26 protein-coding genes and 3 pseudogenes are annotated in these 24,752 nt (G+C 58.7%); 15 read left to right on the top strand and 14 right to left on the bottom strand.

What is annotated here, in order from left to right; all coding sequences use genetic code 11:
• Positions 1–329: 329 nt before the first annotated feature.
• The 4 genes from ACCD05_RS26415 (at position 330) to ACCD05_RS26400 (ending at position 2,029) form a co-directional block, all read left to right on the top strand.
• Positions 330–728 (top strand): VOC family protein, encoded by a 399-nt coding sequence (locus ACCD05_RS26415; protein WP_111563878.1) that lies wholly within the window; start codon positions 330–332, stop codon positions 726–728.
• Positions 729–736: 8 nt separating this feature from the next.
• A complete protein-coding gene (locus tag ACCD05_RS26410) occupies positions 737–1,006 on the top strand; it encodes a hypothetical protein (protein WP_413396452.1) in 270 nt (89 codons plus the stop codon).
• A 121-nt stretch (positions 1,007–1,127) separates the two neighbouring features.
• The gene (locus tag ACCD05_RS26405; protein WP_413396450.1) at positions 1,128–1,451 is read left to right on the top strand and encodes a hypothetical protein; all 324 of its coding nucleotides are present in this window, start codon (positions 1,128–1,130) and stop codon (positions 1,449–1,451) included.
• Positions 1,452–1,693: 242 nt separating this feature from the next.
• Positions 1,694–2,029: a hypothetical protein gene (locus ACCD05_RS26400; protein ID WP_413396448.1), complete on the top strand. Its 336-nt coding sequence runs from the start codon at positions 1,694–1,696 to the stop codon at positions 2,027–2,029.
• On the opposite strand, the gene ACCD05_RS26395 is transcribed toward ACCD05_RS26400, so the two are convergent.
• Complete coding sequence (locus tag ACCD05_RS26395; RefSeq protein WP_413396446.1) at positions 2,019–2,576, bottom strand: hypothetical protein; 558 nt, start codon at positions 2,574–2,576, stop codon at positions 2,019–2,021. The genes ACCD05_RS26400 and ACCD05_RS26395 overlap by 11 nt on opposite strands.
• Before the next feature lie 325 nt (positions 2,577–2,901).
• Here ACCD05_RS26395 and ACCD05_RS26390 point away from each other — a divergent pair, with 325 nt between their 5' ends.
• On the top strand, positions 2,902–4,587 hold the full coding sequence (locus tag ACCD05_RS26390; protein ID WP_413396444.1) for an HWE histidine kinase domain-containing protein: 1,686 nt from the start codon (positions 2,902–2,904) through the stop codon (positions 4,585–4,587).
• Positions 4,580–4,966, top strand: coding sequence for a response regulator (locus ACCD05_RS26385; protein ID WP_413396442.1), 387 nt, complete (start codon positions 4,580–4,582; stop codon positions 4,964–4,966). Before ACCD05_RS26390 ends, ACCD05_RS26385 begins: the two co-directional genes overlap by 8 nt.
• A 61-nt stretch (positions 4,967–5,027) precedes the next feature.
• Here ACCD05_RS26385 and ACCD05_RS26380 read toward each other — a convergent pair whose 3' ends face one another.
• Positions 5,028–6,041, bottom strand: coding sequence for a PAS domain-containing protein (locus ACCD05_RS26380; RefSeq protein ID WP_413396440.1), 1,014 nt, complete (start codon positions 6,039–6,041; stop codon positions 5,028–5,030).
• A gap of 209 nt (positions 6,042–6,250) precedes the next feature.
• Here ACCD05_RS26380 and ACCD05_RS26375 point away from each other — a divergent pair, with 209 nt between their 5' ends.
• Positions 6,251–8,128 carry a methyl-accepting chemotaxis protein gene (locus tag ACCD05_RS26375; protein WP_413396438.1) on the top strand — a complete coding sequence of 626 codons (1,878 nt, stop codon included), beginning with the start codon at positions 6,251–6,253 and terminating at the stop codon, positions 8,126–8,128.
• A gap of 512 nt (positions 8,129–8,640) precedes the next feature.
• Here ACCD05_RS26375 and ACCD05_RS26370 read toward each other — a convergent pair.
• The 5 genes from ACCD05_RS26370 to ACCD05_RS26350 all read right to left on the bottom strand — a co-directional run bounded on the left by ACCD05_RS26370 (position 8,641) and on the right by ACCD05_RS26350 (position 11,936).
• A complete protein-coding gene (locus ACCD05_RS26370; RefSeq protein WP_112436419.1) occupies positions 8,641–9,357 on the bottom strand; it encodes an Eco29kI family restriction endonuclease in 717 nt (238 codons plus the stop codon).
• Positions 9,354–10,508: a DNA cytosine methyltransferase gene (locus ACCD05_RS26365; protein ID WP_413396436.1), complete on the bottom strand. Its 1,155-nt coding sequence runs from the start codon at positions 10,506–10,508 to the stop codon at positions 9,354–9,356. Before ACCD05_RS26365 ends, ACCD05_RS26370 begins: the two co-directional genes overlap by 4 nt.
• A complete protein-coding gene (locus ACCD05_RS26360) occupies positions 10,495–10,920 on the bottom strand; it encodes a DNA mismatch endonuclease Vsr (RefSeq protein ID WP_111563886.1) in 426 nt (141 codons plus the stop codon). The genes ACCD05_RS26365 and ACCD05_RS26360 overlap by 14 nt, the downstream gene beginning before the upstream one ends.
• A gap of 36 nt (positions 10,921–10,956) precedes the next feature.
• Entirely contained in the window at positions 10,957–11,550 is a 594-nt protein-coding gene (locus tag ACCD05_RS26355; protein ID WP_413396434.1) for a nucleotidyl transferase AbiEii/AbiGii toxin family protein, read from the bottom strand.
• A gap of 122 nt (positions 11,551–11,672) precedes the next feature.
• A complete protein-coding gene (locus ACCD05_RS26350; protein ID WP_413396494.1) occupies positions 11,673–11,936 on the bottom strand; it encodes a hypothetical protein in 264 nt (87 codons plus the stop codon).
• A gap of 106 nt (positions 11,937–12,042) precedes the next feature.
• Here ACCD05_RS26350 and ACCD05_RS26345 point away from each other — a divergent pair, with 106 nt between their 5' ends.
• Complete coding sequence (locus ACCD05_RS26345) at positions 12,043–12,375, top strand: hypothetical protein (protein ID WP_413396432.1); 333 nt, start codon at positions 12,043–12,045, stop codon at positions 12,373–12,375.
• On the opposite strand, the pseudogene ACCD05_RS26340 reads toward ACCD05_RS26345, so the two are convergent.
• Both ACCD05_RS26340 and ACCD05_RS26335 read right to left on the bottom strand, forming a co-directional pair.
• Positions 12,344–12,730 (bottom strand): annotated as a pseudogene (locus ACCD05_RS26340) (hypothetical protein); the annotation flags it as partial. The gene ACCD05_RS26345 and the pseudogene ACCD05_RS26340 sit on opposite strands and share 32 nt — an antisense overlap.
• A 56-nt stretch (positions 12,731–12,786) precedes the next feature.
• A pseudogene (locus ACCD05_RS26335) lies at positions 12,787–12,852 on the bottom strand (TetR family transcriptional regulator); the annotation flags it as partial.
• 409 nt (positions 12,853–13,261) lie between these two features.
• Here ACCD05_RS26335 and ACCD05_RS26330 point away from each other — a divergent pair.
• Positions 13,262–14,230 (top strand): flagellin, encoded by a 969-nt coding sequence (locus ACCD05_RS26330; RefSeq protein ID WP_413396430.1) that lies wholly within the window; start codon positions 13,262–13,264, stop codon positions 14,228–14,230.
• Between the two features lie 149 nt (positions 14,231–14,379).
• Here ACCD05_RS26330 and ACCD05_RS26325 read toward each other — a convergent pair whose 3' ends face one another.
• Together ACCD05_RS26325 and ACCD05_RS26320 are read right to left on the bottom strand one after the other, a co-directional pair.
• Positions 14,380–14,988, bottom strand: coding sequence for an RES family NAD+ phosphorylase (locus ACCD05_RS26325; protein WP_413396428.1), 609 nt, complete (start codon positions 14,986–14,988; stop codon positions 14,380–14,382).
• A gap of 77 nt (positions 14,989–15,065) precedes the next feature.
• Positions 15,066–15,503 carry an MbcA/ParS/Xre antitoxin family protein gene (locus tag ACCD05_RS26320; protein ID WP_413396426.1) on the bottom strand — a complete coding sequence of 146 codons (438 nt, stop codon included), beginning with the start codon at positions 15,501–15,503 and terminating at the stop codon, positions 15,066–15,068.
• A gap of 487 nt (positions 15,504–15,990) precedes the next feature.
• Here ACCD05_RS26320 and ACCD05_RS26315 point away from each other — a divergent pair, with 487 nt between their 5' ends.
• A complete protein-coding gene (locus tag ACCD05_RS26315) occupies positions 15,991–16,239 on the top strand; it encodes a hypothetical protein (protein WP_112436413.1) in 249 nt (82 codons plus the stop codon).
• 128 nt (positions 16,240–16,367) lie between these two features.
• A complete protein-coding gene (locus ACCD05_RS26310) occupies positions 16,368–17,663 on the top strand; it encodes a diguanylate cyclase (RefSeq protein ID WP_413396424.1) in 1,296 nt (431 codons plus the stop codon).
• Between the two features lie 266 nt (positions 17,664–17,929).
• Here the strand turns inward: ACCD05_RS26310 and ACCD05_RS26305 are convergent, their stop codons facing one another.
• Positions 17,930–18,175, bottom strand: coding sequence for a hypothetical protein (locus tag ACCD05_RS26305; RefSeq protein WP_112436411.1), 246 nt, complete (start codon positions 18,173–18,175; stop codon positions 17,930–17,932).
• 159 nt (positions 18,176–18,334) lie between these two features.
• Positions 18,335–18,465: pseudogene (locus ACCD05_RS26300) on the bottom strand (Ku protein); the annotation flags it as partial.
• A gap of 264 nt (positions 18,466–18,729) precedes the next feature.
• Here ACCD05_RS26300 and ACCD05_RS26295 point away from each other — a divergent pair.
• The 4 genes from ACCD05_RS26295 (at position 18,730) to ACCD05_RS26280 (ending at position 23,031) form a co-directional block, all read left to right on the top strand.
• A complete protein-coding gene (locus ACCD05_RS26295; RefSeq protein WP_112949246.1) occupies positions 18,730–19,428 on the top strand; it encodes a glycosyltransferase in 699 nt (232 codons plus the stop codon).
• A gap of 78 nt (positions 19,429–19,506) precedes the next feature.
• Positions 19,507–20,007 carry an acyltransferase gene (locus tag ACCD05_RS26290; protein WP_413396422.1) on the top strand — a complete coding sequence of 167 codons (501 nt, stop codon included), beginning with the start codon at positions 19,507–19,509 and terminating at the stop codon, positions 20,005–20,007.
• Between the two features lie 10 nt (positions 20,008–20,017).
• Positions 20,018–20,881, top strand: a complete 864-nt coding sequence (locus tag ACCD05_RS26285; protein WP_413396420.1) for a 3-deoxy-manno-octulosonate cytidylyltransferase — start codon at positions 20,018–20,020, stop codon at positions 20,879–20,881.
• Between the two features lie 974 nt (positions 20,882–21,855).
• Positions 21,856–23,031 carry a GGDEF domain-containing protein gene (locus tag ACCD05_RS26280; protein WP_413396418.1) on the top strand — a complete coding sequence of 392 codons (1,176 nt, stop codon included), beginning with the start codon at positions 21,856–21,858 and terminating at the stop codon, positions 23,029–23,031.
• A gap of 340 nt (positions 23,032–23,371) precedes the next feature.
• Here ACCD05_RS26280 and ACCD05_RS26275 read toward each other — a convergent pair.
• Positions 23,372–24,752: mechanosensitive ion channel family protein (locus ACCD05_RS26275; protein ID WP_413396416.1), on the bottom strand; the 1,381-nt coding region annotated here is incomplete at its 5' end.

The following is a 24,752-nucleotide window of genomic DNA, read 5'->3' as shown; positions in this document are numbered from 1 at the left end:
GAGCGCCCGTTGGTTGCAAAGGCCGCGAACGCCGAAAATTCGGCAGGCGGCCTCAAGTGCCGCCGATATAAACGCAAAGAGTTGGGACGAGAAGCTCCTTGATTGCAGCCCAGCCATGCAAACCAGAACCATCTGATCTAATCCAGCTCGTTGCCAGTAACGCGGTTGCTTGTCGTACGTTCTTGCCCCGGGGTGGCCGTCCGATTTCATGATCCAATGCGATTGGGTCGCCACCTGCTCTGGCCCAAGGTTGCCAGCACCCTTGTTGAATGGCTCCCGACGACTAGTTTCGAGAGCTTGACCGATGTTGAGCAGGGGACGCGTCGCGAATGCTGAAATCCTTCGAACATGTGGGCATGACCGTTAGCAACATGGATCGCGCGGTCACATTCTATTGTGACCTACTCGGGCTGAAGCTGCATCTGAGGAAAAAGACGGATGACGGCGCGGAATTGGCCTTCCTGGACGCGGGCGGCGGGATGCTTGAGATCATCGCTCCCACTAACGGGGTCAAGCGCGCGGTGGATGTGCCCGACGATACCGCCGGATTGCGCCATCTGACATTCCTATACGAAGACGTCGACCGGACCTTCGCCAGGCTCGAGATGGCTGGCGTTGATGTCAAAGAGAGGCCGCGTTTCGCTTATAATCCCGAAGTGCTGCAAAAAGTCGCCTTCGTGCGCGATCCCGATGGCATCATCATCGAACTGGCCCAGCGGAAGACTTGATTCCTCCGTTGGCCATGACAAAGCCTAACGGTGGCGTGAAAGTGGGAACCCGTTCGTTCGTCAATTGGAATACGCTCCCGCCGCATTGGAATCGTCTTGGCGCGGCGAAGCAGCGACTGCATGTGGCGTCTCTGGCCCCTGGCGACGCGGTCGAAGCGCTGCGTCCCGCGTTCGCCGCTTTCGTGGTGGACGCGGCATTCGGTCACGTCAATGCGGGCGGCGCGCGCCAGGAACAAGAAGCCGTACTCGATAAGGCCAAGACCCCGCGGATCGGCTAGCTCCTTGTCGCGATGACTGGAAATGCCATCGAATTACATGAGACAGGTGAAGCCTTCGCATGTCCATGTGCTCACGGGAAAGGCCCGCGAGCTGGGTATCGCGGCGCCGACGGAAGGCGACATGAAGCAGATGCGCGCAACTGGCAAGATTGCGCTTGCTGACATGATGGGTGACGCCGCTATCCTCAAGGCCATGAAGACGAACGAGGACAACACGGTCACCGCATACGAGAGAGCCGCTCGGTACGAGGGGTGCGGTCCCGGCGTCGAGGGTCTTTTTCGGCCCAGAGTAGAAGCATCGCGCTTGGATGGAGACGACCGCGAAGACGCTCTGATCTTGAAGAATGGTCGCCGACACATCATTTATGTGTCACCACCCGAACCAACGATTGTCGGCTTGCCGCGAAATGATTTCGCGGGCCCTGCGGACATCCGGGTGAACTAGGGCGCTCCCCATGATGGGTTGAGCGCCCTTGGCGCGACGCCAATGCAAAAAAAGCAATCGCTCAAACTTTAGGCAATCCTTCAACCGCGTCTTACATGATCCGGTGCTAAAGAACGTCGGTCGGGCGAAGGCTGGTCTCATGATGAGCCAGGTGGTGGTCCCATCCTCGACGAGTGCGCTTCAACGACCTGTGCCTCGAGGGACAGCGCATCGTGTTTCTTTCAAACCTTCTGAGACCAGACGTGAGCGTCGCCCGTCTGGGGGACAAGTATTATACGTTCGACGGCGGGCGGATCGTTGCCCGCGCCGAAGAGTGGAGCAGCCTGCACTCATCCGAAAGCGGCCCATCTGGTTACAGTTCATTCAAGGGCGAGGTCATTCCGGTTTTCGATCTCGGGCGTCTGGCAGGGGCTGGCGACTGTCGTGGCGGCCAGCTCGCGATCCTCCAGACATTGGGTGGTAACATCGCCATCCTGACGGACGGGGTTCTGGCATCATACCGGGGCGCCGCGGACGCAATCGATGTTCATTCGCTGGTAATGAACCCATCACACCGCGTCGCGGAAGCTAGGACGTGAGCGAAACCCAGATATCAAGCGCGCAGAGCGGAACGTAGATCGCGGTGATCATCGCGTAGTACCGCCGCTGACGCAGCAAGAAGGCGAGCGCGGGGAGGACAATCATTGGAACGTCGATGAACGCCCACGCGGACGCGACCGCGCTCTGGAATCCGATGACGTTCAAGGCGAAGCCGCATACCAGGTAGACTGCGATCGAGAGGAGGGCGAAACGGCCGTCTTTCTCAAAATAATCCCGGAGCCCAAGTGCCTCGTCTTCCGCGCGACTGGGGAGGAGGAGCGCGGCGGCGAGGAACAGCATCAGGGTCATCATGACCAGGAATATGAATTCGCTGAACTGAAACGTATTCCGGTACGCGGGGAGCTGGTTGATGGCCCACCAGTGATCCAGTTGCATCGCGAAGAGAATGCCGCACCATGCGATCGGCACCCAGTCGAACGCGCATGTTCCGCGGATCCGGAATACCGTTACAAGGCCGCTCAGCAGGCGGGTCACCGCGAGACCGAGGACCATAGAGATGACCGTGGCGACAATCGGAAAGTTCATAAGTTCTCTCGGTAAGTGGCGGGCGGCCGACCCTAGAAGAACCCTTTTCCCAAGTCCACGGGCGGTCCCGTGTCCAGTTATGATAGGAGCGACCAGAAGAGCGCGACATCGGGTGGGTCGCTATGTGCGTGAGCGGCGCTCCTTGGGGCTGTCGGCCGCTTGCAAAACGCGGACTTGCCCTATTTTAACGAATCTATTCTTTGTGTTTATGGGTGTCGCGCTTCCCCAATTGAAGCCGAAGCCCTCGGGCGCTCCGGCTGATGTCGTGAAGTGCCCTATTTGTATCGAGCTACCGCCGGTTCGTCGCCAGCTTGAGGGACATTCGATGAGACTGAAGCTGGTTGCCGTGGCGGTTGCTGCGCTTGTCCCCGTCGTGACGATGCTGGGATACAATGAGTATGCGATGCGCCAGCAGCGGGGAGACGAGGTGCGCGCCCAAGCCGCTCAAGCCGCCCGGCAGGCATCATCCGAAGTCGAGCGCATCGTGGAGGGTGTGCAGTCTCTTCTCGTCGCCGTAACGTCGATGCCATCGGTTCGTCATCTGGACGCCGGCAACTGTAACGATGCTCTCCGGTCGCTTGCCGGCAATGTGCCGAACGTAGCGACGATCTTCGTCGTGAAACTCGACGGAACCCCGGTCTGCGGCAGCATTCCCATCCCCGCCGGGATTGCGTTCGCCGACCGGGACTATGTGCGCAAGGCGATCGAAACAAAGGACTTTGTCGTCGGCAGGTACACCAAAAGCCGGGTGACGGGAGCCGGCGTGCTTCCATTGGCGATGCCGATCGTCGAAGACAGTGCGGTGGCGGCGGTTGTCGTAAGCGGAATTAGGCTCGACTGGCTTCAAAACAGGATAGTCGAGAGAGGGCTGTCGCCCGGGAGTGCCGTTACGCTTGCCGATGAGGACGGAACCGTGGTTGCGCGCGTCCCGCTGCCGGAACGTTTCGTGGGCACGGTTATCCCTGACGAATTTCAGGGGCTCGTCCACGCCGACAAACCGGGCATCATCCAGCTCACAAGCCAGGACGGCACCGAGCGAGTCCTGGGGTACCGACCGATCGCGCAGCCTCGAAGTCCGCTCTACGTCAGCGCGGGCGTTTCGACATCCGAGGCATTTGCACCGATCAACAGAGCAACCATCGTCAACAGCTTGGGGATCGTGCTCGGCGCTGTCGTCTCCCTGCTGCTGGCACTCTTCATAGGCAACCGCTTTATCCTTTCACCCATCGTTCGCATTGGAGATGTGATGGATGACTGGAGATCGGGGTCGACAACCGCCAGAACGGGTATGAAGCCAATCGACGAGCTTCACGCGGTCGGCGCCAGTCTCGATGCGCTTCTTGACGAACTTGAGCGACGACGTGTCCAGAACGAGCAGGCCGAGGAAGACCGCGGTCTCCTGGTTCGCGAGCTCGCCCACCGCGTGAAAAATGGGTTTACACTGGTTCAAGCAATCGCCCGGCAAACCTTTGCCCGCTCTGATCCGGCGCACTACCAATCCTTCTCCGAGCGCCTATCGGCTTTGGCGAGCACCTACGATCTCATCCTCTCAAGGGAAGGCTCCGCATCTTCGATAAGGGACGTCCTGGCAGCCGCCTTGAGGGCTCACTCTGCGGATGCCGACAGGATTACCGTTCAAGGACCGGACGTCGTCCTTCCAGCGGACCTGGCCCTTCCGTTATCCCTGGTTGTTCATGAGCTGGCAACAAACGCGACGAAGTACGGAAGCCTGGGTGCCGAAAACGGCAGGGTGAGCATCACTTGGTCGCATACCGGGCGAGGCATCGATCTCTCTTGGAGGGAGGCAGGTGGCCCACCGGTCGAGGAGCCAAGCCGGAAGGGGTTTGGAAGCGTCCTGATCGAACGCGCTTTCCCGGCCGCGGCCCGCGCCTCTAGCCGAACCGAGTTCAGAGCGGATGGCCTTGTGTTCGACCTTAGTTTCGCATTGCGGGAACCCAACGGCCGCCAACAGGTTAGTGAGCTTCGAACCGCTAGGAATGAAAATGCGTGACATTGTCCTTGTTGTCGACGACGAGCCGCTCGTGCGGATGCTCGCCGTGGAGGTCGCCCAGGAGGCGGGGTTCGAGGTCCTGGAAGCGTCCAATGCGGACGAGGCAGTCATCTTGTTGGAAACGGTCCCGGGCATCCGGATCCTTATGACAGACGTCGATATGCCCGGGAGCATGGACGGGCTGAAGCTAGCCGCCGCTGTTCGGGACAGGTGGCCTCCCGTGGAGATCATCGTCGTATCCGGGATGCAGCGACCACGGATTCACGAGTTGCCGGAGCGGGCCATTTTCTTCGATAAGCCGTACGACATCGCCAAGATGGTCATGCAGCTACAAAAAATGGGTGCTGTTGCGCGAGAAGCACCGATTTCGCTACCTTGACCGGGTCACGACGCTCGGATGTTAGCTGTTTGGCTACAAGTCTCGCCGCGGGTGGCTCGGGCTATCTTCCGGTTCCCGACTTAAATGCAATCGTCACGGCGCCGTCGGCGCTAGCGTTGAAACTGATCCCTCTGCGCGTCAATTCGAACCTGATCTTGTCCATGGCTGACGACCTCGGTGTATCGACATCATCCTCGATGCGGCGGATCGTCGAGAATGAGAGACCGACAGCTTCCGCCAGTTCACGCGCTGTCATGCCGATGAGGGCTCGCGCCGCTCGTATGTGACAGGCGCGGAGCAACGGCGCCTCATCGCTGTCTGAAACCGCCTGCTTGTCTATCCAGGACACGCCATGCCATTCAACCAACTGGCCGTCCATGACCACGGGGATGACCTTGTGCTCCACATTGCGATAGTTTCCGTCGGCACCAAGCACGCGCACGGTGAACTGGACCTCCTGCTTCAGCCGTATCCCTGTCTTCCGCGCCTCCCTGACGATATCCCGATCATCGGGATGGATCGCGGGTAAGGCCTCATGATCCTTCAGACGTTCAGGAGGGACACCCGTAAACTGCGCCCAATTAGCGGTATCGAGCATCCGGCCTTCGGCATCGGTGCGCCAGAAGTCTGCTCCGGTGATCTTCTTCATCGACATGACAGCTTGCCGGATCCTAGCGTTCTCGGAGCGGACCTTCTGATCGTCCGTCACATCCTGGACAACGCCGTGCAGGAAGCTCAGCCCTCCCTGCCTGTCGTACTCACGTTGCGACTTACTCTCCAGCCAGAGAAGACGGCCATCGGGCCTGATCATCCTAAAGCGACGAACCGCTAGCTCTCCAGCTTCGGCCCGCTCCACGATTTCGTCATGAGACAACCTATCTTCCGGGTGGATCATGGTGTCGTAAAGATCGCGGCTTGGTATGACGGTATGTGGATCCAAGCCGAGCAGCGCGTAAAGGCCTGGCGAACAGAAGATATCCCGCGCCTGGATGCTGTAGGTCCACGACCCGGCCCCCAGAAACACCTCAAGCAGCTTTGTTCTTTTGTCCGGTGTGGTGGCTGTGCGGATAGGCATGCTGGCTCCCGGGGACTTTTATGTTTGAGCACTTCGTGCTCTCCGAATCGGCCGGACAACCGAGTTGTGAGCACAGGGTGTTCTTTGTGGAGGTCAAGAGCAATAGGTGCTCAGAAAGATCGCTTTCAAGCGGGCTAAAAATTTACGCCTGAGCAAACGCTCGCACGCATTCTTCCCAAGCAGACGTTTCTCTCACCTCGGTTCGGGACATGACCACATTATCGATCTCTCGCCTTACGCTTGCCTTCGGCCTCGTCGTGCCTTTGGGGATGGTGACTGCGCTGGGGTTGCAACGAACTGCGCTCGGCGAACTCAAGGTGGGAGGCCCGGTCTCCCTTCGCGTCGAACAGAACAAGGATCTCGTGGCCGACGTGCTACCGCCTCCGCTTTACGTCGTCGAGGCTTACGGTTTGGCCAGCGAGGCGTTCATTTACAAGGACGTAACGCTCGGGAACCTCGAAAAGATCAAGGCATTGAAGGCCTCCTACGATGAGCGTCGGGGGGTTTGGGAGAAGTCGGACTTGCCCGGAGATCTGAAGGAGCGCATCAAAGGCACGGCGGATACAGCGGATTTATTCTGGGTAGCCTTGACTGGGCCGTTTTTCACCGCGGCCGCGGCCCATGACGATATGCGGATGCGCGATACTCTGGACACGCTCGAGGAGCGGTTCCACGTCCACCAAAAAGCTGTAGACGAGCTTGTATCGGCCACGAACAAGAAGATCGCTGAGACCGAGGCCTACGCGGCCTCCAAGGATGCCTTCTACAGCCGAATGGCGATGACGGGCGGCGTCGCATCCATCGCCATCTTTGCGGCGGGCCTGTTGTTCATCCGACGCCGCGCCGTCGCGCCCCTAAGCGCTTTCGCGGCGTACATGGGACAAATGGCCGAGGGCGACTTCACGGTTGCCGTCCCCTACATGGCTCGCCAGGACGAAATCGGGGTCATGGCTCGATCCGTCGAAGTATTCCGCCAATCCTCTCTCGACAGGTTGCGGCTGCGTGAGGAGATGGACGCTGCACGCGAACGCGCGGAGCAGGAGCGCGAACTGCGGGAACAGCAACAGGCCGAGCAGGCGGCCAGTCTGGAGGAGGTTGTCACCACCCTCGGCGCGGGCCTGGGGCGGCTTGCTGAATGCAACATCCGCATGACGATCGATGTGCCGTTCTCGGCTGAGTTCGAGGCTCTAAGACACGACTTCAACAGTTCGATCGCGACTTTCCAGGCGACGCTCGAGGAGGTGCTCGGCAAGACCCGCCACATCACCGAGAACTCCCAGGCGATGAGGGAGGCGGCCGACAATCTGTCACGGCGCACCGAACAGCAGGCCGCCGCGCTTGAAGAAACCGCCGCCGCGCTAGAAGAGGTCACGGCAACCGTCCGGGCGTCGAGTGAACGTACCGCGGAGACGCGCGACCTCGTCCGGGACGCACGTCGCTGCACGACCGCATCGACGGCCGTCGTCCAGGAGGCGATCAAGGCGATGTCCCGGATCGAGAACTCCTCGGCGGCGATCGGCCAGATCATCAGCGTCATCGATCAGATCGCGTTTCAGACGAACTTGCTCGCTCTGAATGCAGGCGTGGAAGCCGCCAGGGCAGGGGAGGCAGGCAAAGGGTTCGCCGTGGTCGCGCAGGAAGTTCGCGAACTCGCGCAAAGATCCGCGACGGCGGCAAAGGAGATCGCGGGCCTTATCCAGCTTTCCACGGGAGACGTTTCCGATGGCGTGAAGATGGTCGCCGAGACCGTCGATGCACTGCATAGGATCGACAGCTTCGTCAGCGAGATCGATGTGAAAGTGGAGGCAATTACCACTGCCGCGAAGGAGCAGTCAGTCGGTCTTGTCGAGATCAGCGCAGCCGTGAACTCCGTCGACCAGATGACACAGCAGAATGCCTCCATGGTCGAAGAGACGACGGCTATAAGCCATGCCTTGGCGTCCGACTCCGAGCAGCTCGCGGGACTGGTGGGCCGCTTCAAGCTGAACCGTCGCAAGACCATCCGCGAGCCTGGTGTTGAAGTGGCTCGTCCTGCCGAGCAGCATATCCGGCTCGTGAGCGGCAATTCGAGAAGCAGGCAGGCTTGAGATGAGCGCTTCCCTGTGTCACGAAGCGAAATCCTCCTTGATGGGCGCCTGGCCTTTCTCCTGAACAGCCTATCACGCAGATCCTTCAAGTCATTACCACACGGGGTCGGATTGAAGACGGCGGTCAAAGCGCGCGAACTTGGCTTTGTCGAATGGTCGGGTGACCTGCGAGAATTCACTCTCAAGCTCACACTGCTTGGGTATCGCTCACGCTCAGCCAGGCCCCCGATTTAGAATCCTAAAGTATCGCCGCGAAACGTGCGGCGGTTTTGCGACATGCGACAGAACAAAAACTTAAAGCGTGACGAGCGAACCCGAAGGATCGCGACACGCTTGTCTTATGACTATACCGGCTTCTTGTAAGTAGAAGAAGCGCCGGCTCGGGTGGCCGCCCTCGCCGGTGATGGGGATGGATTGAAGACACGCTCCCTCCACGCATGGTGGTCTAGGCGTTTCCCGGCCGCTGCGCAGTGTGTCTACGATCTCTTACCGTCATTTGCCCGCTGACAGTATCAGATATGATCCGTTGTTCCGAGATGACGTAGGCCATCATCCGCGCCCTGCTCGGCTTCTCCTTGTTCTTCCGCCTGTTGTTCCTCCACCACCCTGGGCAGTCGCTTCATGGGTCGGTTGTTTAGATAGTCGTCCACACGCTCGGCGAGGAACTCCTCGGATAAGCCGCTGTCCGCGAGCTTCTCCGCGAACCTTCGGCCGGGATGCAGTACGTCCCAGGGAGACTTGTACTGCGTGGCGCGACGACGTCCCGGATCCTTGTTGCCAAAACCATCCAATGCCCGGTTCCAAACTGGCTTGTAGGTCTCGATGAGCATGTTTTCGCCCAGCGGGATCCAGATGTCGTCCACCACCAGGTGCCGAACCGCGAAGTCGGCGATGGAAAGATTTGTCGCCTGGTCGATCGAGGAAGCATGCTGTCCCAAGCGGTCGAGAAGCGGCTTCCCAGCAAGGGCGTCAGCCGAGATACCGCCTTTTCGACCGCCCTTGGGAATGGCCTTGCCGACATAGATCGGCTGCGCGAACTTCCCGTCCAGGTTCCTCGCCGCGATCGTCGCGTAAGCGGGGAAATGACCGAAATAATAGATCGCGTAGACACCCGCCCCACGAACATCACTGAGTTGGTCGAAGCCCACCGCCTGTCGCGATAGCAACTCCGTCTCGATGCTTCGGGCAAGATTGATTTTGTCTAGCGGATTGTAGGGTCCACCATTCATGCGGCGGCCTTTAAATGCGCCGCCACGGAACCACCGACCACTTTCGCCAGGTTCACCGGAACGGCGTTGCCCAGTTGCCGCATGGTTTCGCTCCACGATCCGTGGAACACATAATCGTCGGGGAACGTCTGAAGGCGAGCGCTCTCGCGCACCGTGAAGTATCGCACGGTCCCGTCTGGTCTCAACAGCATGTTCTCGCCGCCAGGAACCCCGTGCACACCGGCCTTCAACGTCTTGGCGGGCTCGTGCAACGGACTACCGGTGTGTCCTGGATACGAGCGCGCCCCATGCTGGGCCTTATGGTTGTGGATTGGCATGTCCGAATGGGCGCGCCCTGGTTCCGGCAATGATGAAATCGCCTCATGCACGGTCATCCAAGCAAGTTCCCCCGGTGCGCGGTCGGGATCAAGGCGGGAGGTGTCGATCCCGAGGGCAGGGCGATCCTTTTTCGCGATCCGGGCTCGATCCCAATAAGCTCCGGAGGCCTTGTCCCAGATGAGCGCCTCGCGCGAGTGCGTCGGTCGCGGGAAACTCCAGGAAATGCCAAGGTCCTCCCGGAAACCAACGAAGAAGACGCGTTCGCGTCGCTGCGGCACCCCAAAGTCGGCGGCGTTCAACAGTTGCGTCACAACCCGGTAGTTCAGCCCATCGTGGCTGCCGCTGCTGTGATGTTGCTCCAGCCTCGCGAAGTGGTCCTGCCAAGGCTCGTCGACCCTCTTGACGATCTCCGGATGTTCAAGCTGCAGTCGGATATATTCAAAGTAATTGCTGAAGGTCGCCCGTGTCAGCCCCTTGACGTTCTCGAACACGAACGCACTGGGCCGCGCTTCGCGCACCGCCCTGATGGCCTGGGGAAACATGTCACGGGCATCATCATAGGCGGCGTGCTTTCCGCCCATGGAAAACGGTTGGCAGGGTGGACCTCCGGAAACAAGACTGATCTTGCCCTCGAACCGCGAGAAATCGGACTGGCGGACGTCGCCTTCAACCACTTTCCAGCCCTTTACCGCGTTCACGCCACGAGCCTGGTTTTCCCGGATGGTGTCGCAGCAATAGCGGTCCCACTCGAAGACGTTCGCTGGACGAAACCCAGCCGAGTGCAGGCCCAGCCCAAGGCCTCCGGCTCCGGCGAACAATTCAATCGACTTCATCGCAGAGAAACCCCACCACTTTTTGCTCGACCGCGACCATGTCACGCAGCTCACATTCCCATATCACCAGGCTGTCCCATCCAGCCCGACGAAGCAGTTCCATAGTCTCGCCATCACGCTCGGCGTTGCGTTCAAGCTTTGGTTTCCAGAAATCGAGCCTCGATTTAGGCATGCGCGCGAGGGCGCAGTCCGAATCGGCGTGGCGATGCCAGAAACAGCCGTGAATGAATATCACCTTCCGCCGACCAGAAAAGACCATATCCGGCCTGCCCGGAATGTTCTTCCCATGAAGACGGTACCGGAACCCCAGGGAATGAACGAGCCCTCGAACCTTCATCTCGGGTTTCGTGTTCTTGTTCTTGATCCGCGCCATTCGAGCGGAGCGGGCGGCCGGGGTCAGGGTATCAGTCATCCCGGCGATGTTCGTTCCTCTTGGCGATATACACGGTCACTTCGGAGAGGGCGTCGTTCCAACCTTGTTGGTCGACGCCGGATCGTAAGCGCAGACAGCCTCGAGAACCTTGATCGTGATCGCGCGACCTTGGCTTGGGATGTGGGAGAAATTCTCACGAAAAAGAAGACTGCCCATCAGCGTTTTTGCAAGCCGGTGGTCCATCTTTTCCGCGACTTCCAGAGCAACGGCAGCGCGTTCCTTTAACGGCGCGAGCGCGTCGAGAAGGCACTGCTCGCCAAACGCCTCTACGATACAGGCTATGTCGAACATGTCGCGCGGTTGCATAGATGAACCGCGATGGTAGATTTTCTCCGCAACGATTTCGGCGGGGGTTTCGAGAGCCACCGACACGCCCCGCACAGGGACCATTGTCGTCGGATAGTCAGTCAATGCGGGAGCGCAGATGAAATCGATCTCGCCTACGCCCGCAAATACTATCTTGAGTGCCTTCGTCCCGTCTGTTTCGTAATCGTCGGGGTTCAGGTCCAATGTGTAGCCTTGGACCTGTGGATTGAGGTAAGGAAGGAGTTGAGGATCGTCGATAAATATATCCACGTCGAAACTCTCCCGTTGATCGATCTGGATCATCAAGGCGGTTCCTCCGCCAAAGCTCCAATCGTCAACGAGCTTAAATTCGCGATTGGCTTGATTTATGATCGCTACTGCCTGATCAAACAGGCTTTCCCACTGACTTTTAGACGGCGAGACCACTAAGCGGCCAACGCCATCGAGTATCCTGCGAGAGCAGAGAATTTCCGCGCAATCTCAGCCGCTTCGGAACGATCAATATGCATTTCGCTCAGAAACGAATTCTGAAGGCCTTCATCGACCTCGGAGTAGAAGGAAAATGCTGACGGATCGAAATTTTCGACGCTTGCTGGATCGGAAATCTTTGCAGCCAATTGCTCGGCCGAAAGGTTCGTCCCATAGGGAGCGTTCACCGTCGACAGAACCTTGATTGCCACACTGGACATCGTTTTCACCGCGATCTTTCAATATTCCTATATAATACATAGGCCTGCACGACGCAAGGATCTATTGAGATGGCAACATCCGACCCCATAGAAGCTCAACCTTTACATGGGTAGCGGCTATTCAAAAGCAACAACGCTGGGTCCTGCTATATCAGATGTCGCTGCGGAAGTAGAAGATATCGAACTTCCGCTCAATCGTCGGCGTGAATGGCTCGTCGCCTGCCAGCACGTCTTCGATAGGTTCCTTCGGCTTGGCCGAGGCTCGTTCTTGCTGTTGTCTTTTCTCGCGATGCCTGAAGCAACACTGCGCTTGATCGACTGCGCTATTTCGGTCTTGCTGACCCGAGTAGTGCCTCTAGGTTCCGAACAGAATATGGGTCTCACCCACGGATTCCGATCGCAACTGATCAATGCCCTTGGTGAGTTCCTGGTCTTGTAGGCTTACCAGCTTTAGCAGGACGAGGATATCTTGGCTCGTCATGAACACTGTCCTCTGTCCTAGGACTGAGGACAAGTCCATCTGATATAACTTGGGAACCGATTGATGTACGAAGAACATCCGATATACGAGCGGCGAAGATAAGGTCAATCAATCTGTCGGGATTAGGGGCAACTTCGCCCCGACGCTCGCACCGGTCGCACAGATACAGCAAGTTCATATAGATGTACCCGGCCGCCACCTCTGCCATTTTCTTGTTCGCCAGACGCTCTCGAAACAGCATACAAAGAGCGGCGGAGGAAAAGTCATCGACGGTTTGTTCAACCCAGATTTCAAGATCGCCTCGCAAACTGCCCGTATCTGGAGGAACTGAATCGAAACAAACCGTTCGCCAGCGACATCATTCAGCAGTTGTGAGAGACTTGACCAACGCCTGTAGATCGTCGACGGGGTCACGTCCGCACGCGCGGCAATCATGGCGATCGTGAGTTATTCCTCGGGCCGCTCGGCCATCAGATCCTTTACTGCTTTATGAACCGCGATTTGTATACGCTCGCTGCGTCCACCGGGTCGGATCAGAGTTCTAGCCATATGCAATATCCTTGAGCATCAGCTTCACCTAGCACAAGCACCTGCGCATACGAAGAGATCACGGCAATTGGTGAAACCTCATGGCCGCACGGAAGCGACCGGCTCGGGAAGCTCGAGCACGCGTCGTCAAGGTGTGAGGAAAGCACCACCTCGCTGACGTCGCGCCCTGACTTGCATGTTTTTTGCTTAATGAGGTAAGAATTTTTTAAGCGACTTTCGGCGATAAAATTCATCTCAAAGATGCGTGAAGCATCATCATCCCTACTCGCGATTTCCATGTTCATCTGAGATTCGGATGTCGTCCATCAATTCCAACAGTTCCGCCGATATTGCCCTCCAGACACTCCGAGCAGTTGCCTCGGACCTCACGGAGACACAACGCAAAGTTTCAACCGGGTTTCGCGTCGAGCGAGCTTCGGACGACGCCGCTTATTGGTCGATCGCCACGACGATGCGCTCCGACAACGAAGCACTCTCAGCTGTCAGCGACGCGTTGGGCCTCGGCGCCGCCATGGTCGACACCGCGTATGCGGGCATGAGCCAGGCGATCGATGTCATGTCGGAGATCAAAGCGAGGTTCGTTGCCGCCACCGAGAACGGCGTTGACAAGGCGAAGGTCAACGACGAGCTGAGCCAACTCAAGAATCAACTACGCGCCATCGCCGTCTCCGCATCCTTTTCAGGACAGAACTGGCTTTATATCAATTCAACGGCAGACAACGTGGACCGTTCCATCGCCGCTGGCATTGCCCGCGATACGAGCGGCGCGGTTTCCGTCCAAACGATGACTTACGATCTCAACTCCGACTGGGACACGCCCGACGTTTCCTTTCTAATCGATGATGAGAGTGGAGATTCCGGGATCATCACGAATTCCGCCTTCGCCGATAGGCTGGGGACCGCGAGCGATTGGGTCCTGTTCAATGGCGCGCGCCATCAATCGCATCGTGAGATGGAGTTGTCCGAGGACACGACAAACGACGAGATCCAGGAAATGTTGGTCGTTACCGAGGCCATGGTGTCGAAGATGACCGAGGTGGCCTCGCGCCTAGGATCGTTGTCATCACGCATCGGCATTCAGGAGAGATTTATCGGCGATCTACGGGACTCGCTGTCGTCTGGCATTGGGCAATTGGTTGATGCGGATATGGAAGAAGAATCGTCAAAACTAGCCGCGAAGCAGACGCAGCGGAAACTAGCGATACAATCTCTCTCGATCGCCAACAGCGCGCCAGGAAACCTGCTCAATTTGTTTAGCGCATAAGCCCGCCCAAATTTTCTCATTCATCCGAAGCGTTGGGAGCCACCACATTCCCGGTTTGGACAACTGTTTCCTCGAGAGCATGGCCCCTTGGGCTTTTGGAAAGTTGCCAAACCATCGAGATATATCGCGTTCGTCATATGTACGATCGCCTAAAGCCTCGAAATTTCCGGTTCTGGAGAACCCTGCCATTCGAGCCGCCATGTTCCACCTTGGCGTAGGTTTTGGATCAAGGAAGGATGGAACGCCACGAGGCATGTCCCACCCGGTGATCTGACGGAAGGATAGATTAGACCTGGGCTGTCCTTTTCCACTCGTAGCCATCTGGCCAGCGCCTGCCCCGCGGGATATGCGACGGCGGGGTCGGCCGTTAAACTGTCATCTGTTGAAAAAGCACTACCGCGAAGGTCGTGGAATTGCCCGATGAAATCAGCTAGCAGCTCAGCGTAGTCCGTGACGTTCTCCCACCGGTCGATCGCCGCAAGTTCTTTTGTGAGGTGAAAAGTGACCTCGGCTAAGGCCGTTTCCGCTTGAAAGGCACAATACCATGCGCCGCGTTCGTCATCGTTGAACCGGTTGCCGCCAGGCCGAGTGTATGTGAAGGCGGCATTGATGAACGTATGGCCTGGGCGGCCAAACACAAGTTCTTTCCGATCGAGATCCAGCAAACCACCTTCCTGAGCCTGGAGGCGGCTGCTGGTGGCTCCCTCCAGCTCGGCCAAATCCTCCATGGCATCAGGATTGGGCGCGAGTGCCAGCAACACTGGTTCCTTGAGCCTAGCTGTCGGTATCAGGCGTACGGTATCTCGCTGAACGATGTCCGTGCGAGCAGGCTCGATCACAGACCACCCCGCAATGCATCAACATGGCGTCGCACCAGAAGCAGCTTCGGGATGCCACCTTCAATCATGACGTCAATCGGCCGGCGCCCTTCGAAAAGCGGTCCCTTGTTTGGAAGTCTGATCCATTCGTCGGCAAGGGTTTCAGAGAAAAGCAGTCGTAGCGCCTTGAAAATACCAATCAGGGCACTAACCCTCGTCAATGTGTCTTGCGAAAGACTTCCGCTCCACTCACCTTTCTTCATTCTGAACCACGTGCGCTCTGAAACATCACCCATCAGTGCGCAAACCTCGACGCTGGTTAAGCGCCACATCTTGGCCAATCGAACGACGCCAGACACCGCTGCCGGGGTCAGCCGTCCACGCGTCCCTTCGTCGCCGAGGTTTACAGGTGACTGTGGAACCCCATTATCATGAATTGCTTGCGCTACGACCATGTCAGCCTCCGTTGACAATCAATATACTGCCAATTGGCAGGATTTCAAGGCTCACAATCGGTCTCGGAGGATGCGCGGCTGTCACGCAGCTCGTCGACATTCGAGGCAACCGGCGTCCTACCGGTCACGCCCGTCGCCTTTAACGTTACGGAACGGTCGGTGATGCGCGTTGGTCCGACGACCGACGAGACCGGCGCGACATGGGCCGCTAAATGGCCGAGGCCGTGGCGGCTGCGGGAAAAACCGGAACGGATCGGCCTGACCGCTCTACTTCCAGACTAGCGGCCTGCCGTCTTCACCTGGCGCGGCAAGCGCCGTCGGTAACGCGGGCAGGCGGCCAGGACTACCAGGTTCTGGATGTCGGGGCCCGAAAAGATCAGCAGGTTGCGGCAGGACACCATATCCATGCGCGAGAACAGCGGGGCTCGGATCGGGCTTTACGGCGAGAAGATGGACAGCTCCCGCACATCGGCATAGAGGATGTAGCTTGGCCATCTTTTCGGAAGAAAAGATCACGCCGATCCTCCGAGACGCCCTCCAGGAGATGCTCGCAATAACGAGCCTGACGTGCGAAGGGCAGGGCCAGCTCGTCAATATTCTTGGCGAGACTCTGAACCTTTGGGTTGATCGAAACATCGCGAAGTACTCACTGCTTGGTCCGGTTCAAGATCAAGACCACCAATCCGCGAGCGCTGAGGAAACATTTGGGAGGCGTGCCGCGTCGCCCCGGCAATGAGGCCCATCTCGCATATCGCCACTGGCGCTCAGTGAGGGTTGCCTCGCGCTGGAGCCTCCTCGCACCTTGATTATCATCTCCTAAAGCACAAGTAACGCCGTGCAGCTCTTGTATATGGAGGAGAGAAAGTGGCGCAAGCCTCTACGGCCGACGATCCTGAGACCCGCCTGGCGCTTTTTGATTTTGCCTTCGAGAACGCTCCAATCGGGATCGCTCTCGTGGATCTCGGGGGGCGCATCATTCGCGGCAACGCCGCTTTCGCCAAGCTTCTATCGCTTCCTATCGACAAGGTGCTCGGGACACATTTCAAGGACTTCACCCACCCAGACGATATCGAGGCAGACCTAATCCTGTTCCAGCAGGTCCTGCGGGGAAAACGGGACGGATACACGATCGAGAAGCGCTATCTAAGACCCTTCGGCGAACTCGTTCACGTCCTGATCCACGTGGCCGCGATGCGCAATGCCGATGGTGAGGTTGTACGCTTTATATCCCAGATCGAAGACATCACGCGCCACAAGGAGCATGAGCGTCAGCTTGCCGAGCGGGCAGCGCAGCTTGAACTGGCGCTTGAGGCCGTCCGTGGTGGCTTCTGGCAGATGGACATCCTCACGGGCAAGTTTGAGACGTCCGATCGACTGGCTCAATTTATCGGCGGGCCGACCGCCGCGCGGCTCGACCTCGAGCGCTACGTCAACAGGGTCAACGTCAATGATGGCGCCCAGGCGGATCTGACGCCGCTGATCACAGGTAAGCTCGATCAGAATGTCGCGGAGTATCGTCTGGAGACCGTTCAGGGCGAACGCTGGATGCGCTGTGATCGCCGACTTTTACGCGATAGCGACGGTCGGCCAGTGAAAATTGTCGGAATGGCCATCGATTTCACCGAGGAGCGACGCCGGATCGAGATGCTGGAGGAGACGGCGCGAACGGATGCGTTGACAGGGTTGCTAAACCGGCGTGGGCTGTCGATCGAATTCGCGGCCTTGCAATCCGCCGCTGGCGTCGCTGTCCTTGCCCTCGACATCGATGGCTTCAAGGAGGTCAACGATGCGCATGGTCATGCCATGGGAGATGTTGTCCTGAAGACCACCGCGTCGCGCCTGACGTCATCTGTCAGAGTCCAAGATCTCGTGGCACGTACCGGGGGCGATGAGTTCGTGGTGGTTATCGCGGGCGATCAACCAGCGGGGGAGGCGGCAGCTAAACGGATCCTCGCGCGGATGAGGGAACCTATCGCGATCGCCAATCATATCGCTGACGTCCGCGTGAGCATCGGCGGTATCTGGACGCCCGACAAGCGCGACGTTTCGGAACTGCTAAACGAGGCCGACGCGCTTCTTTACAATGCGAAGGCGGCCGGCAAGGACGCCGTGAGATTTCAGTCGGCGTCCAGCAGGGATGACCGCGAATATCCGAGATGAGTGCTACTTCCGCGATGTGCGTTGGATCTGTTCGATCGCTGTTGCCGGAGCGAACTAATCGCAAGGCTTTCCCAGCGTGACCACATCCACCATCAGCTCGTTACCTTCCACCCGGGGGATGCCGGTGGCGCCCACATCGACGGGCGGTTCTTGCAAGATCGCAAGCGCCTCCTCCGCGTTAGCTGCACTTTCTGTCCTACCGTGTCCAATATGTCCTGGAACAGTCTTTAGGCATCGTCGGATCCATTTGTCACGATCCTCGCTCCTCAGCTATCTATCCGCCGCTGCCGCCAGTCTTTATATGGCGCCAATAGCTGTCCAGGAAATCGCTCCTCGATCGCGGTTTCGACCATCGCGATCCTGACAAAGACCTCGCTGCTGTCACGGTCTTCGGAGGGTATGTTTTCGCTTTCGTCTTCGAGTTTCCGCATCAGCGCGAACAGTTCCTCATCGGGCATCGCGGAAAGTTGGTCCTCGAACCCCGCGGCATCAAGATCTTGTTCCTCTGCCATTGTCTCGTGGCTCCTCTGTCCTCGTTTGATTTATCGACAACGGTCTGGCCGTCAACGAGTTCAATCAAGATTGGGATATGGTGGCTGGTGTATGGCGGATTGAGGCAGATGACGATAGCGTCGATGGCCGGGACACGACTACGGTTCGTTGGCCGCAACACCCCTGCCGTGGTTGGCATTGGCGCGCCGCGTTTGGGTTTGGTGTCGGCGGCCGCACCAGCCTTGAGAAGTCCGGCACTCTCGCGGAGGGCCGCGAGCAGATCGTTTGGCTTCGAGACCTCGACCTTCTTCGCCATCGATGGTCACCGCCGAGCCTGGGCGCGTGCGGTCTGTGCGATCGCTGCAAACCGGTTTGTCCAGTCATGGCCACCGCTCGTCAGGTGCCGCCCGTATCAGTCTCCTTAACAGGCGCGCAGCGAGTGGAGAGAGGGCGAGTACGTGGGAACGCCACAAAGGTCCTGATTCTTCTCGACTTCAAGATGTTGACATTACGGTCAAGCATTCCACATCGCTCACTTTAGCTTCTGTCCTCGGACTGCATGGAGAATTGATGAATGGCCGAACTAAGAGTTTATATTGGATGGGATTCCCGCGAGGATATTGCCTACCAGGTTGCCAAGGCCACGTTGCTCAAGAACGCATCAATCGACGTCGAGGTTCACCCCATCAAGCTGCAGGAGCTGGTCGATCGTGGTGTTTACACCCGTGAAGTCGATCCTCTGGCTTCGACCGAGTTCACCTATTCCCGTTTCTTCACGCCCTGGCTCGCCGGTTACAAGGGCTGGGCGCTGTTTTGCGACTGCGACTTCCTGTTCTTCGGCGATGTCGCCGACCTCCTGCGCTACAAGGACGACAGCAAGGCCGTCGCCTGCGTTCATCACGACTATACGCCCAAGGAGGGCGTGAAGATGGATGGCAAGGTGCAGACCAATTACCCTCGCAAGAACTGGTCCTCGTTCATGCTGTTCAATTGCGAGCATCCTTCCACCCGCCAGCTGACACCCGAGCTCGTCAATGCACAGACCGGTGCCTATCTTCATCGTTTGCAATGGGCAAAGGACAGCGAGATCGGCGAGATACCGGAAGAATGGAACTGGCTGGAGGGGTGGAGCACCAAGCCGAGCCAAGGCCTTCCGAAGGCCGTCCACTACACCAATGGCGGCCCGTGGTTCCACAATTGGCAGGACGTCGAATACGCGGATGTCTGGCTGGAAACGGCACGCGCGCTCGACCCCCGTTTCGCGCCTGTGTGACCCGTGAACCTCGGATTTCTGGTCCGCCTCCGCGCCGCTTTGTCGGGCGGATCGCTGCGGATCGGGACGAGACCGAACATGCGGTATCTGCCAAAGCTTCGCTATCGGCACGGCAAGATCGAAATCGGTGACCGGCTCTTCACTCAAAGTGGCGTGGTCCTCGATGCGCAGAGCGGTAAGATCGAGATCGGAAACAATGTCTCGATCAACGATTACTCGATCGTGCTGGGACATGGCGGCGTCAGGATCGGCGACGGTACCAGGATCGCGGCGCATGTCGTCATTATCTCGTTCGAGCACGGCTACGAGGATGCCACGGTTCTCATCAAGGATCAGCCGATCAAAAAGGGCAGGGTGGTGATCGGCGGGGATGTCTGGATCGGCGCCGGCGCCAAGGTGCTTGCCGGCAGCAATATCGCCGACGGCTGCGTCATCGGCGCGAATAGCGTCATCAAGGGAGCGACGGAGCCGTTTGGTGTCTATGTGGGTTCCCCCGCGCGTTTGGTCAAAAAGCGTCCATTGCCCGACGCGACGGGGCCCCAAGCGATGCGGCCCGAGCTACCGAACACAAGACGCTAAGGAGAGTAGAATGATCGACAGAGACGCTCGCTTCGAGAAGGCCAACCCCGCTGCCGCTGCCGTGGAGGAGTGGAAATCCCTGCTGGCGGAGTATAGCGATGTCGTTCTGGTCGCAAACAGCGATGAAGTGGATATCGAGGAGCTGAAAAGGCGCTTTCCCGACACCACGCTCTTCATCTTCTTCAACAAGGTCTTCAAGGTTCTGAGCGAGCCCTTCACCCGCCATTCCATGCTCTTCTCGAGAAGCGGAACGCTGGGCGCCAATCTCGTCAAGAGCGGCAAGGTCGATAAGGTTCTGCCCTATTTCGACACCCGCACTTTTCATGGAGTGGTGAACATCAAGGCCGGACCCAACGAGCAGCTCAGCCCGGCGTCCGACTTCGGCGATGTTCATGTCAGGCACCTCGATCTGACGGATGTCTTCACGCCTTTCTATCCCCGCTCGAGCGTGCCGACGACGGGATTTGCGCTCTGTTTCTGGCTGACGACGCTCAATCTTCGCACCAGGATAACGCTGGCCGGCTTCTCTTCGAAGCGCAGCGAGCGCTATAAGGTTCTCGATGTTCACGACTGGACGTTCGAGCAGGTGCTGCTGCGACTGATGTTTCGCAAGGGCAAGATCGACATTGTCGGCCGCGATGCGTCCAACCCCTATGCCGATCTCTGCGCGCACTTTCCCGAGTATGGACCCGCCGAAGTCGCGCTGACCGCCAATGAGATTATCAACGAACGGCTCGGCAACCTGAGCTCGGTCGTCGATCGCCTGATGGACGTCACCCGCTTCCTTCGCTTCCTGGATCGGACCTGGAAGAGCTTGAAACCAAGGTCACGCAAGCAACGCCAGTGGGATTCCATGGAAAACAAGCGCCGGTGAACGGCCGGCTTGGAGGTCGGCGGTCGTTCGCGGCGCGGTTCCAGTTGGACCCGAGAGCCGACGAGGCACCTCGGACACGAACAACGCGCCAAAGTCGGCGTGCGACACCATCTACTTCGCCGGAGTTCGTCGCGCTGAACTTAGAAATGACTGCTGTGTTCCGGCCTTGCCGGCAATCCTGGTAAAGGCAGCGGCGATACCACGCCAAGCGGAGACAAGCGCGTCGCGCGCGCCACGAGACTACCGATGATCCTCCAACGTGGTACGCACCCTCACGGCGCGGCCCATTTCGAACGGCTGCCGAGGGGCGACAATCTCTGAAGGAGCATTCTTGGTGGTCGGCTGATGTCCTGATCGGGGCGCGCGCCGATTGTTCCAGGAGACCGGGCGCCGTCGCGAGACGTCCCGCGGCTTTCGGCACCTCCCCGTGCAAAGGGACCAAGCATCGGCAAGGCGGGGTTCGTTCGCCTTCACATCGACTTGAGCACCTTTTCCCCGAAGACTGATTGCCTCTCGCGCATGGGTGCGGGCCTTGATGCGGCGGAGTTTGAAGCATCACGATTTTAACTCGGGCGACGCCACCGGCGAGCGGTACTCGCGGCCCCCTTGCTTTTGTCCGCCGGATTCCTGCTCGCCCCGGTGATTTGATGGAACGATTCCCTCATCTGCTTGTTCAAGACGGTCTCTTACCGATTGGAACTCCACTTGCGCTTGATTATTGTCTCACTGGGATCGCTGACAGCACTCACCTGGCTTCTCGCGTTCTATTTTGTACTAGAGCTGCGGATTTGACGGACCGGTCCCCAATCCGGCTGAACCGGTTTATACAAGGGTTGTTCGGCCAAGTTGAAGTTAAGCCGCCCCTGGGAATTGTCCCGTCCAAGAATTGCTGAAATATTCCCCGCTTACGTAGCCTTTGCAAAAGATTCAGCAATTCGCGGTAAGTAGGCATCGATAAATGACTTTGGTGCCAGATGACTTCCGGACTTGATCTCCCGACCGTGCTCTTTCTGCAGAAAACGTCCTATATAGCCGGGGCCTTGACCTTGGGCTATCTGCGGCGGACATCCACGGACAGTCGAGGTGTCGGGCTTCTCGCGGCAAGCTTCCTGATGCTGGCCGCAGGCGCGACCTTGGCGGGGTACGCGGAACTTTACCCAGCCCTCTACGGAGCCCTCAGCCTCGTCAATATCGCATTGGCCGTGTCGGGATATGGCCTCCTGGCGTTGGCGTTCGTTCTGATCAGCAATCCAGGGCGGAAGTTCAATACATGGTACGTATTCCTTCCAGCGGCTGCGACCTTGGTGGTTGGTCTGGCGACGGATTTTCATCTGGATAACACCTACCGGGCGGCGACTTTTACCCTGCTAGGTTGTCTAACAATGGCGGCCGCTGCTTGGGTCGTGCGCCGTGATGCGTCTCGCGAGCCCCTGCCGATCCGAAAACTCGTCGCCGCGATACTCGCGGCCACCAGCCTGCTATCGTTGGTCATGGGATTGGAGTTTTCCTTCCAATCGTTCCCGGTTCTCGACGTGGTCGAGGGCTTTTCCCTCATGATACTTTCGAAGTTCGTGCTTGCCATCGCGATCGTGATGTTCATAAGCGAACGTCAGCGCGTCAAGATTCAGAAACTCGCTGACCTTGATCCTCTGACAGGGCTCCACAATCGCCGCTCCTTCAACGCGAACGCACCGAACAACCCACAGCCTGGTGACGCGGTTCTGTTTCTGGACCTTGATCATTTCAAGCAGCTCAACGACCGTCATGGGCACGCCCTGGGTGACGAAGTCCTTTCGACGATGGCCGAAGCGGTCCAATCGGTCCTGCCGCCATCCGCGTTGCTTGCACGTCACGGAGGAGAGGAGTTTGTCGTCTTCCTGCCCGCGAGCGCGGGTGACGCCCTCCTTCACGCGGAGCGGATACGCAAGACCGTCTCGGGCCTTCGCGTTTCGAGCCTCGGCTTCGAGGTCAAGGTGACCACGAGTGTCGGTATCGCGAGGGCATTGCACCATGGGTCCACCCTCCAGGATCTTTGTCGGCGCGCGGATCGCGCCTTGTACTTGGCGAAGGCCGCTGGACGAGACCGTGTTTGTGACGCTGATCGGGATACCCTTCAAAAAAAAGTTCACGACCAGGGCGTGGGTTCATGACGATCCGTCCAATTAAGGGACGCGGCCTTCGGTCGTAGCCAGAACGCGGCGCGGGTCCTTGTGACATCGTGGCGGGAGCCTGTAACTTTTCGAGTTTGTTGGAGAAACGTTCGATCACCTTGGTGGCGATGGACCCGTGCAGCTGACCCCGTGCCTGTCGTTTTCCAACGACGTCCAACGGATGCACGAAGCCAACGGATGAAGCTAGGCGCAAGCCGGCGACTGGCTGGGTTCCAGTTCCTCGAAAAGTCCGGCGCGGCCAAGGGGATCCCCGCATACCGACAGTGTGGGACCAGCGCTACTAGGGTCGTAGCACCCTGGGTATCAACGACGGCCAATCTTAATTGGGTCGCGCGGAGCCACCGTGAGGCAGCTCGAACAAGTGGCGGATCCTTACGGCCAAGGAAGTCGGCTGGTTTGCCTTGGGGCCGGTGACGCCTTCCGCTAGGTGCTTCTCGGACTCGACGCGTTTCGCGAGCAACTCGCTCAGCTCCTCGGCGAGCGCGGGTCTATCATGCATGACGGTCGCCAGATGGGCGCGGGAAATCTCGTAGACCACAACGAATGTAAGCGCGCGCATGGTGGCGGGTTCGGCCGCTCCCATGAGGACGCCGCGCTCACCAAACAGATCTCCGGGCGCCAAGCGGGTCAGCTCCAAGCGCACGGGACCCGTCACGTCCTCGACGACCACGACGCCGCTCCGGACGATCATCAGGGATGTCATCGATGCGTCTTGCGGAGCGATGACGGTGTCCTTCTTGTATGTGAGACGCTGCATCGTCGAAGCAAGCGCTTCCATCTCGTCTTCGGTGAGCGTCGAGAACAGTGGGATTGAACTGAGTAGCCGCCAAGGCGTGCCAGGGTGCTTCGGAGACACTTCAAATGCTTGCCCGGCGTCGAGCTGGATGTTGGTTGAACCCGCGAACTGGATGCCCGCCGCCTTGGCGTGCCGATACACGAGGTCGTATATCTCATTCTTGGCCGTTCCGGTGCGCGCGAGGCTGGCCACCTTGAACGCAAGCTCGATCTCGATCGCCGACCCGTCCAACCCAGTGATCGACACTGAAGGAGCGGGTGTTTTGAGGATGGTGTTCGCGCTGAGGAGGACCGCCCTCATCGCTTCCTCGATGATCGCGGGAGCGCGGTTGGGCGTGACCCTGACTGTGATCTTGGCCCCGTGCACGGCATCGTTGCCCGTTAGGTTTGTTAGCCTGGCTTTCGCCAGTGCGCTATTAGGCACAATGACAAGGTCATTTGCGTCATTGAGTAAGTGCGTGGAACGCCAGTTCGTTTCGACGACTTGGCCATGTACCCCGTCCTCCAGGGCAATCCAGTCGCCGACGCTGTACGGGCGGCCAAGATTGAGAGCAATTCCCGAGAAGACGTCATTCAATGTGCTCTGAAGTGCCAGGCCGAGCACGATCGCGAAGACGCCGGAGGTGGCGATGAGTGTGCCAACGGGAAGGCTGAACACGAAGGCGATGATCGAGAGCGCCGCTCCCAGATAGATCACCGCGACCAGCAGGTCCTGAATGAGGCGTCCTTCTCTCGGCTTTCGCTCGAATATAAGGAAAAGCCTGACCGAGCTGGCGAGCACCATCGCGCTGCCTAACCACCAGGCGGACTTCGCGACGCCGTGAAGATGATCGTGCCCCGTAGCGTGGTGTAAGTCGACGGTAGCAAAGCCGCTCGCGAGCGCGCCCTTAGCGCGCTGTAGCGAG

The organism is Rhizobium sp. Rhizsp42, assembly GCF_047304155.1.
Classification (GTDB): Bacteria; Pseudomonadota; Alphaproteobacteria; order Rhizobiales; family Rhizobiaceae; genus Rhizobium.
This window is presented reverse-complemented; position numbering and strand designations above follow the sequence as displayed.

Excerpts from the sequence above, each read along its gene's own strand:
- ACCD05_RS26415 (WP_111563878.1), top strand. The coding sequence starts at position 330 with ATGCTGAAATCCTTCGAACATGTGGGCATGACCGTTAGCAACATGGAT.
- ACCD05_RS26405 (WP_413396450.1), top strand. The coding sequence starts at position 1,128 with ATGAAGCAGATGCGCGCAACTGGCAAGATTGCGCTTGCTGACATGATG.
- ACCD05_RS26395 (WP_413396446.1), bottom strand. The coding sequence starts at position 2,576 with ATGAACTTTCCGATTGTCGCCACGGTCATCTCTATGGTCCTCGGTCTC.
- ACCD05_RS26390 (WP_413396444.1), top strand. The coding sequence starts at position 2,902 with ATGAGACTGAAGCTGGTTGCCGTGGCGGTTGCTGCGCTTGTCCCCGTC.
- ACCD05_RS26385 (WP_413396442.1), top strand. The coding sequence starts at position 4,580 with ATGCGTGACATTGTCCTTGTTGTCGACGACGAGCCGCTCGTGCGGATG.
- ACCD05_RS26380 (WP_413396440.1), bottom strand. The coding sequence starts at position 6,041 with ATGCCTATCCGCACAGCCACCACACCGGACAAAAGAACAAAGCTGCTT.
- ACCD05_RS26375 (WP_413396438.1), top strand. The coding sequence starts at position 6,251 with ATGACCACATTATCGATCTCTCGCCTTACGCTTGCCTTCGGCCTCGTC.
- ACCD05_RS26370 (WP_112436419.1), bottom strand. The coding sequence starts at position 9,357 with ATGAATGGTGGACCCTACAATCCGCTAGACAAAATCAATCTTGCCCGA.
- ACCD05_RS26365 (WP_413396436.1), bottom strand. The coding sequence starts at position 10,508 with ATGAAGTCGATTGAATTGTTCGCCGGAGCCGGAGGCCTTGGGCTGGGC.
- ACCD05_RS26360 (WP_111563886.1), bottom strand. The coding sequence starts at position 10,920 with ATGACTGATACCCTGACCCCGGCCGCCCGCTCCGCTCGAATGGCGCGG.
- ACCD05_RS26355 (WP_413396434.1), bottom strand. The coding sequence starts at position 11,550 with ATGATCCAGATCGATCAACGGGAGAGTTTCGACGTGGATATATTTATC.
- ACCD05_RS26350 (WP_413396494.1), bottom strand. The coding sequence starts at position 11,936 with ATGTCCAGTGTGGCAATCAAGGTTCTGTCGACGGTGAACGCTCCCTAT.
- ACCD05_RS26345 (WP_413396432.1), top strand. The coding sequence starts at position 12,043 with ATGGGTAGCGGCTATTCAAAAGCAACAACGCTGGGTCCTGCTATATCA.
- ACCD05_RS26330 (WP_413396430.1), top strand. The coding sequence starts at position 13,262 with ATGTCGTCCATCAATTCCAACAGTTCCGCCGATATTGCCCTCCAGACA.
- ACCD05_RS26320 (WP_413396426.1), bottom strand. The coding sequence starts at position 15,503 with ATGGTCGTAGCGCAAGCAATTCATGATAATGGGGTTCCACAGTCACCT.
- ACCD05_RS26305 (WP_112436411.1), bottom strand. The coding sequence starts at position 18,175 with ATGGCAGAGGAACAAGATCTTGATGCCGCGGGGTTCGAGGACCAACTT.
- ACCD05_RS26295 (WP_112949246.1), top strand. The coding sequence starts at position 18,730 with ATGGCCGAACTAAGAGTTTATATTGGATGGGATTCCCGCGAGGATATT.
- ACCD05_RS26290 (WP_413396422.1), top strand. The coding sequence starts at position 19,507 with ATGCGGTATCTGCCAAAGCTTCGCTATCGGCACGGCAAGATCGAAATC.
- ACCD05_RS26285 (WP_413396420.1), top strand. The coding sequence starts at position 20,018 with ATGATCGACAGAGACGCTCGCTTCGAGAAGGCCAACCCCGCTGCCGCT.
- ACCD05_RS26280 (WP_413396418.1), top strand. The coding sequence starts at position 21,856 with ATGACTTCCGGACTTGATCTCCCGACCGTGCTCTTTCTGCAGAAAACG.